This window comes from Brachybacterium sp. ACRRE (assembly GCF_022346485.1).
GTDB lineage: Bacteria > Actinomycetota > Actinomycetes > Actinomycetales > Dermabacteraceae > Brachybacterium > Brachybacterium halotolerans.
Window position 1 is genome coordinate 54846 of the sequence record NZ_JAKRMO010000003.1, and the last position, 12029, is coordinate 66874.

The following is a 12029-nucleotide window of genomic DNA, read 5'->3' on the forward strand; positions in this document are numbered from 1 at the left end:
TCCCGCGTCCTCGTCGGGGCCCGATCCCCTAGACTCGGACCCCATGACAGACCCCGCCGCAGCCCCCGCCTCACCCCGTCGGATCGTCCTGGTGGCGGGCCCCTCGGGCAGCGGCAAGGGCGTGATGACGCAGCGCAGCGGGCTTCCTCTCGTGCCTCTCGACGAGTTCTACCGCGACGGCGACGACGAGGCGCTCCCGCAGCGCTTCGGGATCGTCGACTGGGACGACCCGGCGTCCTGGAACGTGGGCGCGGCGCTCGAGGCGCTCACCGCTCTCGCCCACGACGGCCGGGCGGACATCCCCGAGTACTCGATCTCCCGCTCGCGGCGCACCGGCACGCGCACGCTCGAGGTCGACGAGGAGCGGGTCATCGTCGCCGAGGGCATCTTCGCGGCCGAGCTCATCGCCCCGCTGCGGGCGGCGGGCCTGCTCGCCGACGCCCTCGTCGTCGACCGTCCCGCGCCCCTCGTGTTCTCCCTGCGCCTGGCCCGCGATCTCTCCCAGTCCCGCAAGCCCCCGCTCACGCTCGTGCGACGCGGCTGGGGACTCGCCCGCGACCAGCGCGGCGACGTGGCCCGCTGGAGGGCAGCCGGGATGCGCTGCGTCGGCCTGCGCGAGGGCACCGCCCACCTGCGCGCCCTCGCGGACACGGCCCGCGCCGAGGCCCGGGTGCAGAGCCCGACGCGCTCCGTCGGCGCTCCCGAGGCAGCCCCCGGGGCGGCATCGGGCGGGACCGGGCCGGCCGTGCTCACCATCGCGGCGGTCTGCTTCCTGCGCGAGGGCCCGTCGGGACTCGAGCTGTTCGCGGTCCGCAAACGCGGCACCGACGCGTTCATGCAGGTCGGCGGCAAGCTCGAGCCCGGGGAGGACGCCCGTGAGGCGGCCGTCCGCGAGGTGATCGAGGAGCTCGACGTCGTGCTCGAGGAGGAGAGCCTGGACCTGCTCGGCGAGTTCGAGGCCCCGGCCGCGAACGAGGCCGAGACCATCGTGCGGGCGAGCGTGTTCCTCGCACCCTCGGACTCCCTGCCCCGCGACGTCGAGGTCTTCGCGGAGCTCGAGGAGGGCCGCTGGTTCCCCCTCGACGCGGACGACGCCCCCGGGGTGCAGCTCGCGCCGCTGATGACCGATCACATCGTCCCGCGCCTGCGCTCGCTGCTCGGCTGAGCGGGACCGCCCCGCGGGCCTCAGGCGATGCGGTCCAGCACGATCCGGCGCGCGTCCTCGGAGGCGGTCGCCTCGATCGTCCAGGCACCGTCGATCGCCTCGAGCGCGCGGCCGAAGCGGTCGGGCGTGTCGGTGTGCAGGGTCGCGAGCACCTCGCCCGCGGCGACCCTCTCCCCCACCACCTTGTGGAGCTCGACGCCCGCGCCGGCCTGCACGGCCTCGCCGGGACGGGACCGCCCGGCGCCCAGGCGCCAGCCGGCCACGCCGACCTGCAGGGCGTCCAGGCCCGTGACCACGCCGTCGGCCGACGCCCGGACCTCCTCGGTGTCCGATGCCACGGGCAGAGGCGCCTCGGGATCGCCGCCCTGGGCGGAGATCATGCGCTTCCAGGTGTCCATCGCGCGGCCGTCGGCGAGGGCGGCCTCGACGTCGACGTCGTCCTTCCCGGCGGCGGCGAGCATCTCGCGGGCCAGCGCCACCGTGAGCTCGACGACGTCCGCGGGGCCGCCGCCCGCGAGCACGTCGAGGCTCTCGCGGACCTCGAGGGCGTTGCCGACCATCCGGCCGAGCGGCGCGGACATGTCGGTGAGCAGGGCGACGGTGCGCACGCCCGCGTCGGTGCCGAGGTCGACCATCGTGCGGGCGAGCTCGCGGGCGTCGGACTCCTCGCGCATGAAGGCGCCGGCGCCGGTCTTCACGTCGAGGACGAGCGCGGCGGTGCCCTCGGCGATCTTCTTGCTCATGATCGAGCTCGCGATCAGGGGGATCGCCTCGACGGTGCCGGTGACGTCCCGCAGCGCGTAGAGCTTCTTGTCAGCCGGGGCGAGGCCGGAGCCGGCCGCGCAGATCACGGCGCCCACGTCCTCGAGCTGCGCCATCATCTCCTCGTTGCCGAGGTCGGCCCGCCAGCCCGGGATGGACTCGAGCTTGTCCAGGGTGCCCCCGGTGTGGCCGAGCCCGCGCCCGGAGAGCTGCGGGACGGCTACGCCGAAGCTCGCCACGAGCGGGGCGAGCGGGAGCGTGATCTTGTCGCCCACGCCGCCGGTGGAGTGCTTGTCCGTCGTGGCCTTGGACAGCGAGCCGAAGTCCATGCGCTCGCCGGAGGCGATCATCGCGGCGGTCCAGCGGGCGATCTCCTCGCGGTCCATGCCGCGCACGAAGATGGCCATGGCGAGCGCCGCCATCTGCTCCTCGGCGACGACGCCGCGGGTGTAGGCGTCGATCACCCAGTCGATCTTCTCGTCGCTCAGGCGGGCGCCGTCGCGCTTGTCGCGGATGACGTCGATCGCGTCGAATGCTTCGGTCATGGGGCCGTCTCCTCGGGTCTCGAACGGTGCAGCGGCGGGGTCGTGGGGGCTGACGGGGCGTGCCCGACGGGTCCCTCGATCATCCCGCGAGGTCGGCGGGGCCGAAGGCCTGCGGGAGCAGCCCCTCGAGGTCGAGCACGCCGTGCGGGGAGAGCATGCGGAACTGCGGGCCCGCGTGCTCGGAGAGCAGCTGGCGGCAGCGTCCGCAGGGCATGACGACCTCGCGGTCGCCGGCTGCGACGTGCTCGTCCCCGCCCACGCACACGAAGCGCCGCAGCGTCCCGCCTCCGCCGGCGACGAGGTCGCTGACCATGCCGCACTCGGCGCACAGGGTGACGCCGTAGCCGGCGTTCTCGACGTTGCAGCCCGTGACCACGCGGCCGTCGTCCGTCGTGGCCGCGGCCCCGACCCGGTAGCGGGAGTACGGGGCGTAGGCGCGCTGGGCGACGGTGCGCGCGGCCTCGACCAGCTCGTCGAAGTCCCCGGTCCCGTCGCCGGTGCGCTCGGCGTCCGTGCGCGCGCTCGTCGTCCGCTCGCTCGCCTGCTGCTCGCTCGTCATGCGCTCACTGTTTCACGTAGGGGACGCCGTCGGCGGCGGGGACGCGCACGCGCCCCACCACTCCCGCGACCGCGAACAGGGTGACGATGTACGGGAGCATCAGCAGGAACTGGCTCGGGATCCCGGCGCCCGTTCCCGAGGGCAGGGAGGACAGGTTCAGCTGCAGGGCGTCCGCGAAGGCGAAGAGCAGCGCCGCGAGAAGCGCGCCCACCGGGTGGTAGCGGCCCAGGATCATGGCGGCGAGCGCGATGTACCCCTTGCCGGCGCTCATCTCCTCGCCGAAGGCGACGCCGGTGCCGATCGTGAGGGTCGCGCCGCCCAGCCCGGCGACGGCCGATCCCAGCAGCACGTTGGACCAGCGGGTGCGGCTCACGTCGATGCCCACGGTGTCAGCGGCGCGCGGGTGCTCGCCGACGGCGCGCACGCGCAGGCCCCAGCGGGTGCGGAACAGGGCGACGGTGAGCACGGCGACGATGATCCACATGAGGTAGACCAGCACGGTCTGCTCGAACAGCACGCGGCCGATGATCGGGATGTCCGCGAGCAGAGGGATGCGGATCGTGGGCAGGCGCAGCGGCTGGTTGAACATGCCGGGGTTCTGCTTCATCACGGTGCCGAAGAAGAAGCTGGTCAGCCCGATCGCGAAGACGTTGAGGACCACGCCCACGATGATCTGCTGGACCTGGTAGCCGATCGCGAACAGGGCGAGCAGGGCGCCGATCACGAGCGCCATGATCGGCGCCGCCACGAGCCCCGCCCAGGCGCTGCCGGTCACGGAGCCGACGAGCACCGCCCCGAAGGCGCCGAACAGCAGCTGGCCCTCGATGGCGATGTTGATGACGCCCGCCCGCTCGGAGAGCACGCCCGAGAGCGCGCCGAAGGCGAGCGGCACGGCGAGCAGCATCATGGTCTGCAGCAGGGCGCCCAGATCCACCGTGGCGCCCTTGAACGCCCAGGTGAGGAACGACAGCACCCACAGCACGCCGAAGCCGACGATCACGGCGACGCGGGCCCGCCCGCGGGGCATGGCGCCCCGGGCGGCGCGCACCCACAGGTAGACGGCGACGGCGAGCGCGAGCACGGCCAGCACGATCGCGGCGACCTTCGTGGGCACGGGCACGTCGCCGGGGATGATCCCGCCGGGGTTGAGGTCGCCGGGAGCGGCGATCCGGTAGGCGGTCTGGACGCCCGAGGGGGCGAGCAGGCCGAAGACGAGCACGGCGATCAGGGCGAGCACGGTGAGCACGGTGGGCAGCAGCCACCAGCGGCGGGCGCGCTCGCCGGCACCGCCGGATGCGCCCGCACGAGAGGGCTCTGGCGTGGGCGCGGCTGCGGCGCTGGTCTGGTCGAGGGCGGTCATCGCTCCTGGCCTCCCGTCGTGTTCTCTGCGTCTGATGCGTCCGAGTCCGGTCGGGACGATGCCGGGGGTCCGGCCGATGCCGGGGGTCCGCCCGGGTCGAGGGCCGGGTCCGGATCCGGGTCCGGGTGGTCCCCGGAGGAGGAAGGGGCCTGGGAGGCGGTGCCGTCGGGCGCGCGGTCGGGCGCGCCGTCGCCCGGCGTCTCCTCCCCTGTGCCCGGGCGCGCCTCGCCGGCGGGCTTCGCGCGACGCACCCGACGGGCCCTGCCGGGCTGGTCGATGCGGCGCAGTCCCAGCAGGAAGCGCACGAGCGGCGGCGCGGCGATGAACAGCACCACGAGCGCCTGTATCACCTGGACGAGGTCGATCGGCACGCCCTGCGAGGTCTCCATGAAGCGCCCGCCGGTGGAGAGTGCGGCGAACAGGATGCCGGCGAGCAGGATGCCGATCGGTCCGGAGCGGCCCAGCAGCGCCACGGTGATCGCGTCGAAGCCGATGGATCCGGCGATCGACCCGGTGAGGCGGTGCTCGGTGCCCAGCACGTGCACGGCGCCGGCGAGGCCCACGAGCGCTCCCGCGACGAACATGACGCCGATCGCGCTGCGGCCCACGTCGATGCCGGCGACCTCGGCCGCGCGCGGGTTCGAGCCGACGGCGCGGAAGCGGAAGCCGATGGTCGAGCGGCTCATCAGCCACCACAGGAACACGATCGAGGCGAGCGCGATGAGCAGCCCGAGGTGCAGGCGGTACCCCTCGCCCGCGAGCAGCGGGAGGCGGGCGCTCGAGAGCACGGAGGGCGAGGTGGGCTGTGCCTTGTTCGATCCCGTGAAGGCAGAGGTGGTCAGGGCGAACGCGAGCCCGTAGGTCGCGATCCAGTTGAGCATGATCGTGGAGATGACCTCGCTCGACCCGAAGCGGGCCTTGAGGTATCCGGCGATGCCGCCGTAGACGCCGCCCGCGACGATGCCGACCACGAGGCAGACGATCAGGTGGATGACCGGCGGCATCGGCACGGCGAAGCCGACGTACCCGGCGGCCGACGCGCCCACGATCAGCTGGCCGGTGCCGCCGATGTTGAACAGGCCCGAGCGGAAGGAGACGGCCATGCCGACCGAGGCGATGATCAGCGGGGTCGCGACCGTGAGGGTCTCCAGCAGCGGCTTGAATCCGCGCGCGAGGGCGGGCAGGAGGACGTAGGTGCCCGAGCCGCCGCGCGCGCGGAGGTCGTCGGCGACCTTGCCGAAGGCCCGGTAGTCGAAGATCGATCCGCGGAACATCGCCGCGTACGCCTCCGAGATCGCGCTCCAGCCGGCGCTGAAGGTGTCGGCGGGGCGCGCGAAGAAGTAGCCGAGCGCGGTGCGGACCTGCGCGTCGGAGACGAGGATCAGCACCGAGCCGATGATGAAGGCGAAGACGAAGGCGCCCACGACCACGAGCACGTTGCCGCGCGCCAGGCGCTGGGCGAGGCCCGCGACGGACGTCGGGCGCGAGGAGTCCCCCGGCCCTCCGGTCTCGCTCGTGGTGCCGGGGTCGCCGGGCTGGACCGCGGTGCCGGGGGCGACCGGGCGGACCTCGCCGTCGATGCTCGCGCTCATGCGATCTCTCCTTCGTCCACGAGCTGGGAGTCGGTGGTGCGGGCGCCCGCGGCGACGGCCTCGCGCGCCGCCTCGACGGTGTAGCCGGCCATCATCAGGCCGAGGACGTCGCGGTCCTCGTCGGCCGGGACGACGCCCAGGATCCCGCCGCGGTACATCACGGCGATGCGGTCGGCGAGCTGGATGACCTCGTCGAGCTCGGTGGAGACGATGATGACGGGGGTGCCCTTGTCGCGCTCGGCGATGATCCGCCGGTGCAGGAACTCGATGGAGCCGACGTCGACGCCGCGGGTGGGCTGGGAGGCGATGAACAGCGAGAGGTCGCGCCCGAGCGCACGGGCCATCACGACCTTCTGCTGGTTGCCGCCCGAGAGCGTGGAGACCGGGTCGTCGATCGAGCCGGTGCGCACGTCGTACTCGGCGACGTCGCGCACCGCCCTCTCGCGGACCGCCCGCGGATGCAGCACGGGTCCCGTGCCGTAGGGGGCGCGATGATGCTGGTCGAGCACGAGGTTCTCGGCGACGGAGAAGTCGGCGACGAGGGCGTCATGGGTGCGGTCCTCGGGGACGAAGCCCACGCCCGCGTCGAGGATCTCGCGGGTCGAGCGCCCCACGAGCTCCTTCCCGTCCAGGCGCACGGAGCCGCGCAGCTCCTTCTGCAGGCCCAGCAGCGCCTCGGTGAGCTCCGTCTGGCCGTTGCCCTGGACGCCCGCGATGCCGAGCACCTCGCCGGCGGCGACGTCGAGATCGACGTCGTCCAGCACGGTGACGCCCGAGGGATCGGTGACGCCGAGGCCGCGGACGGACAGGGCGGTCTCGCCGGGCTCGGCCGCCTCCTTCTGGAGGCTGAGCTCGACGGCGCGGCCCACCATGAGGGAGGCGAGCTCGGTCTGGTCCGTCGCGGGGTCGGCGGTGCCCACGACCTTCCCGCGGCGGATCACGGTGATCGTGTCGGAGACGGCCTTGACCTCGCGCAGCTTGTGGGTGATGAACACGATCGAGGTGCCCTCGTCGCGCAGCTGGCGCATGATGTCCATGAGCTCGTCGGTCTCGTGCGGGGTGAGCACGGCGGTGGGCTCGTCGAGCACGAGGATCTCGGCGCGGCGCGAGAGCGCCTTGATGATCTCGACGCGCTGCTGGGCGCCGACGGGCAGGTCCTCGACGACGGCGTCGGGGTCCAGGTCGAAGCCGAAGCGGGAGGAGATCTCGCGGACCGTGCGGCGCGCGCTCGCGAGGTCGAGCAGGCCCCCGGAGGTCGGCTCGTGGCCGAGCACCACGTTCTCGGCGACGGTGAAGGGCGGCACGAGCATGAAGTGCTGGTGGACCATGCCGATGCCGGCGCGCATCGCATCGCCGGGCCCGCCGAAGCGCACCGGCTGCTCGTCCAGCAGGATCTGGCCACCGTCGGGCCGGTAGAGCCCGTACAGCACGTTCATGAGCGTGGACTTCCCGGCGCCGTTCTCCCCCAGCAGGCTGTGGATCTGGCCGGGCTCGACCACGAGGTCGATCGAATCGTTGGCCACGAAGGTGCCGAAGACCTTCGTGATCCCTCTGAGCTCGAGCTTCACGCCGGCTCTCCTCCTCAGGACGGGGCTGGGTCGGGCCGACGGGCTCCGGCGGCGCGGGGTCGACGGGCGGTCCGTCGGCGGGGATGCCGGCGGAGGGGTCCGACGGCGGGCCGACGGCCCCGGGGCTCCGGGGCGGACCGAGCGGTCGCGCCCCCGGGATCCGGGGCCGTCGGGGTCGGCGGGCAGCGGCCCGCCGGAGGGATCAGCCGAGGTTCTGGGGCGAGGCGGCGGACTCGACGGTGATCTTCCCGTCGATGATGTCCTGCTTGAGCCCGTCGACCTCCTTCTTGAGGTCTGCGGGGACCTTGGAGTCGAGGTCGTGGTACGGCGCGAGGTCCACGCCGCCGTTCTCGAGGGTGCCGACGTACGGCTCGTTCTCGAACTTCCCGCCGGCCGCGGACTTCGTGACGTCCTCGACGGAGTTCCCGATGCCCTTCTGGACCGAGGTGAGGATGAGCTTCTTGGCGTCACCGTCGGTCACGGACTCGTAGCCGTCGGAGTCGACCCAGATGACGTAGCGGTCCTTGCCCTCCTTGGCGGAGGCCAGGGTGCCGGAGCCGACGGGCCCGGCGACGGGCATGACGATGTCGGCGCCCTGGGAGTAGAAGCTGTCGGAGAGGGCCTTGCCCTTGGACTGGTCCTCGAAGTTGCCGGTGAAGGAGCCCTTCTGGGTCTTCTTGTCCCAGCCCAGCAGCTTGACGTCCTTCTTGTGGACCTCGTTGTACTTGGCGACGCCGTCGGCGAAGCCGTCCATGAAGATGGTGACGGTCGGGATCTGCATGCCGCCGTAGGTAGCGACGGTGCCGGTCTCCGAGGTGCCCGCGGCGACGTAGCCGGCGAGGTAGGCGGCCTGGGCCGTGTCGAAGGAGAGCGGCTTGACGTTGTCGACCTCGATGGCCTTGCCGTCCTCGTCCTGCGCGGTCGAGTCGATGATCGCGAACTCGACGTCGGAGTTCGCCTTCGCGGCGGTGCCGGTCGCGGGGGCGAGCAGGAAGCCGACGGTGAAGATGAGGTTGCAGTCGCCCGTGACCAGGTTGTCGATGTTCGTCGAGAACTGAGAGGGATCGGTGGACTCGGCGGTCTGCGTCTGGATCTTCAGATCGGACTCGGCCGTCTTCAGGCCGTTGTACCCGGACTCGTTGAACGACTTGTCCTCGAAGCCGCCGGAGTCGGAGACCATGCAGGCCTTGAAGTCGGAGGAGGCGGCCGTGCCGCCGCCGTCGCTGCCCGAGGATGCCTCCTCGGGAGCGCTGCCGCAGGCGGCGAGGGCGAGCGCGCTGACGCCGAGAAGGGCGAGGGAGCGGGACAGGTTCTTCAACGGGTCCTCCGGAGGTTCGGGCGGAAGGGATGTCGCCGATGCTGCGACGCGGTGGTGCACTGCTGCGGTGCGCTGCGACGAGGGGTGAGGAGCGGGGTGGCCCGAGCGCGGGCGATCGCTCGCGGGCCTCCGGGAGAGGGATGGGGGAAGCTCCCGTGCCCCGATCGTCCACGTCCGGGACGCACGGCGTTCACAGTAGCCGTCGCCTGCATCACACGATGCCCGATCCGTCGCCTGTGCCCGAACCGTTATCAGACCGTGCCCGTGCGCGCATCCCGCGTCCGCGGGGTGAGGCGCCCAGGCGTCCCCGCGGGGTGCGCAGCGGGCCCCCGGCGGGGTTCGCAGCGCGGGTCGCAGCAGGAGCGCTGCGGGGGTCTCAGGCGAGCGGCGCGTCCCGCAGCAGGCAGACATGGGCGAGCACGTCCGCACCGATCGTGATCGCCCGCTCGTCGACCGTGAAGTCGCCCATGTGCAGGTCGTAGGTGCGCCCGCCCGGGGTGCGGGTCCCCAGGCGCGCGAGGGCACCCGGCACCTTCTCGAGGTACCAGGCGAAGTCCTCCCCGCCGAGCGACTGGCGAGCGGTGTCGAGCTGGTCGCGGCCGCGCACGCGCACCACGGCCTCCTCGAGGAAGCGCACGCTGAGCGGATCGTTGGAGACGGGCGGGACGCCGCGATCGTGCTGGACGGTCACGGTCACGCCCCACATGCGGGCGATCTCGCCCAGGAGCTCCTCGAGCAGCTCCTCGGCACGGTCCCAGGCATCGTGGTCGAGGCAGCGCAGCGTCCCCTCGAGGACGCCCGATGAAGGGATCGCGTTGAACGCGGAGCCCGCGTGGATCGACCCCCACGTGAGGTTCACGCCGCTGCGCGGGTCCATCCGCCGGCTGAAGGCCGCGGGCACCTGGGTGACGATCTGCCCGAGCGCGTAGATGAGGTCCTGGGTGAGGTGGGGCCGGGAGGTGTGGCCGCCGGCGCCGCGCACCTCGATGCGCACGGGATCTGTGGCCGAGGTGATCGGGCCGGGCTTGAGGCCGACGTGCCCGACGTCGACGCCCGGGTCGCAGTGCAGCGCGAAGATCGAGTCGATGCCGTCGACGACGCCCTCGCCGATGAGCTCGAGCGCGCCGCAGGGGTGGCGCTCCTCGGAGGGCTGGTAGACCAGGCGCACGGTGCGGCGCAGCGCCCCGGCGTCGGCGACCCGGACGAGGGCCATGGCGGCGCCGAGCACGGCGCTCATGTGGACGTCGTGGCCGCAGGCGTGGGAGACGCCCTCGACCTCGGAGCGGTAGTGCACGCTCGTGAGCTCGGGGATGCCCAGGGCGTCCATGTCCGCGCGCAGCGCGATCGGGGCGAGGTCGGGATCGGAGCCCGGTATGTCGCAGATCAGCCCGGTGCGGGGCATGCGCACGGGCGCGAGTCCGAGGTCGCTGAGATGCGCGGCGATGACGTCGGTCGTCGCGTGCTCCTCGTGGCTCAGCTCGGGGTGGCGGTGCAGATGCCGCCGCACCTCCCGCAGCTCGTCACCGCGCTCGACGAGGGTCCGACGGATCAGTCCGTCCTCCCCCAGCATCGTGCGCACCTGCTCCTCGACACCGCTGTCCACGACCTCGTCCGCCCTTCCCCTCGTCCACTGCGCGCCCGCCGCGCCGTCCGTCCGCCTCAGCGCAGATCCGCGAGGCCCTCGTCCTCGAGCCCGGCGACGAGCTCGGCGAGGTCGCGGGCACCGGAGTCGGCGGCGATCAGGAGCACGTCATCGGTCTCGACGACGCTCAGACCGTCCACGCCGACCAGTGCGATCGGACGCTGCGACGAACCGTACACCGTGGCGTGCGCGTCCCGATCGACCGTCCGGGCGCCGCCGACGACGACCACGTCGCGTCCCTCCGCGCCCCCTGTCCGGCGCAGCTGCCGGGCCAGCGCCGCGAAGTCGCCGACGTCGTCCCAGTCGAGGTCCGCGGGGACGACGGCGACCCTCCCCTGCGCGGCCAGCGGCTCGGCCAGCGCGTGGTCGATCGCGATGCTCGTGAGGGTCGGCCACACCTCCTCGAGCACCCTGTCCCCAGCCCGGTCGGCGACCTGGCCGCCATCCCGGTCGTCCGAGGGGTCGTCCGAGTGGTCACCCTGCTCGTCGCGGACCCACGCCTCCGCGATCCTGCGCACCCCTGCGGCGAGGGGCGGGATCTGCGCGGCGAGGGCGTCGAGCAGCTCGCGGGCGCCCGCGACGAAGATGCCCGCGTTCCAGAGGTGACGGCCGCCGGCGAGAAAGCGGGCCGCGCGCTCGGCGTCGGGCTTCTCGACGAAGCTCGCGACCCGCTGCGCGCCCGTGCCCGCGAGGGACGGGAGGGGCTGGTCGAGCGGTCCGCCGGCGTCCGGGGTCTCGTCGGCCCTCTCGATGTAGCCGAACCCCGTGGCGGCGCGGGTGGGCTCGATGCCGATGGTCACGAGGTACCCGCGGGCGGCGGCGGCGCGGGCCGCGGCGATCGCGCAGGTGAGCGCGGCCTCGTCCCCCACCAGGTGGTCCGCAGGGAAGGAGCCGATCACGGCGTCGGGGTCCTCGGCCTCGGCGAGAGCGGCGGCGAGGGCGATCGCGGGCATCGAGTTGCGCGGCGAGGGCTCGCGCAGGATGCGCGGCCTCGCGTCGGAACCGGCCCCGACGGCCCCCTCCGCGCCGGCGGCCCGGGACCCGAGCTGCGCGGCGACGGCCTGCGCGTGCCGGGCGCCGGTGACCACGATCGCGGGTCGATCGGCCGAGGGCTCGACGCGGGCGAGCGTGGCCTGCAGCAGCGAGCGCCCCTGCCCCAGCAGGTCCAGGAGGAACTTCGGCCGGTCGGCGCGTGAGAGTGGCCACAGGCGCGTACCCGCGCCCCCGGCGGGGACCACGGGGACGAAGGGACGCACAGGGGCCGCCGTCCGCTCCGGGTCGTGTCCTGACACCTGGTCAGGAACCTCTCGGGGCGCTGTCAGCGGGTCGTCGTGGGATGCGGCGCTCGGCATGGCGCCCAGGGTATCCGGGGTGTCGGCCGTCCCCGTCGCGACCTGCGGCGGTGCTACTGTGGCAGAGCCCCACGCCGGGCACGATGAGGACGTCGTCGTGGTCACGGGCGCTGGCCCGTGGGCACCGAGGCCCCACCTGGACTGCGCAGGTCGGAGCCGCCCGGCA

General features: G+C 73.3%; 9 protein-coding genes. 1 reads left to right on the forward strand and 8 read right to left on the reverse strand.

Going from position 1 to position 12029, the window contains the following annotated elements:
- Nucleotides 1-43 precede the first annotated feature (43 nt).
- Entirely contained in the window at nucleotides 44-1165 is a 1122-nt protein-coding gene (locus MHY49_RS01555; RefSeq protein ID WP_239202067.1) for an NUDIX domain-containing protein, read from the forward strand.
- Nucleotides 1166-1185: 20 nt separating this feature from the next.
- Here MHY49_RS01555 and MHY49_RS01560 read toward each other — a convergent pair whose 3' ends face one another.
- From MHY49_RS01560 to MHY49_RS01595, 8 genes are all read right to left on the reverse strand, one after another.
- A complete protein-coding gene (locus tag MHY49_RS01560; RefSeq protein WP_239202069.1) occupies nucleotides 1186-2472 on the reverse strand; it encodes a thymidine phosphorylase in 1287 nt (428 codons plus the stop codon).
- A 79-nt stretch (nucleotides 2473-2551) separates the two neighbouring features.
- Nucleotides 2552-3031, reverse strand: a complete 480-nt coding sequence (locus MHY49_RS01565) for a cytidine deaminase (RefSeq protein ID WP_239202071.1) — start codon at nucleotides 3029-3031, stop codon at nucleotides 2552-2554.
- Nucleotides 3032-3035: 4 nt separating this feature from the next.
- Complete coding sequence (locus MHY49_RS01570) at nucleotides 3036-4391, reverse strand: ABC transporter permease (protein ID WP_239202072.1); 1356 nt, start codon at nucleotides 4389-4391, stop codon at nucleotides 3036-3038.
- Nucleotides 4388-5983 carry an ABC transporter permease gene (locus tag MHY49_RS01575; protein WP_239202074.1) on the reverse strand — a complete coding sequence of 532 codons (1596 nt, stop codon included), beginning with the start codon at nucleotides 5981-5983 and terminating at the stop codon, nucleotides 4388-4390. The genes MHY49_RS01570 and MHY49_RS01575 overlap by 4 nt, the downstream gene beginning before the upstream one ends.
- The gene (locus MHY49_RS01580; RefSeq protein WP_228357873.1) at nucleotides 5980-7551 is read right to left on the reverse strand and encodes an ABC transporter ATP-binding protein; all 1572 of its coding nucleotides are present in this window, start codon (nucleotides 7549-7551) and stop codon (nucleotides 5980-5982) included. Before MHY49_RS01580 ends, MHY49_RS01575 begins: the two co-directional genes overlap by 4 nt.
- A gap of 202 nt (nucleotides 7552-7753) precedes the next feature.
- Nucleotides 7754-8869, reverse strand: coding sequence for a BMP family protein (locus MHY49_RS01585; RefSeq protein ID WP_239202076.1), 1116 nt, complete (start codon nucleotides 8867-8869; stop codon nucleotides 7754-7756).
- Nucleotides 8870-9245: 376 nt separating this feature from the next.
- Nucleotides 9246-10472, reverse strand: coding sequence for an amidohydrolase (locus MHY49_RS01590; RefSeq protein WP_228357871.1), 1227 nt, complete (start codon nucleotides 10470-10472; stop codon nucleotides 9246-9248).
- A 56-nt stretch (nucleotides 10473-10528) separates the two neighbouring features.
- Entirely contained in the window at nucleotides 10529-11863 is a 1335-nt protein-coding gene (locus MHY49_RS01595; RefSeq protein WP_239202078.1) for a mannose-1-phosphate guanylyltransferase, read from the reverse strand.
- Nucleotides 11864-12029 lie beyond the last annotated feature (166 nt).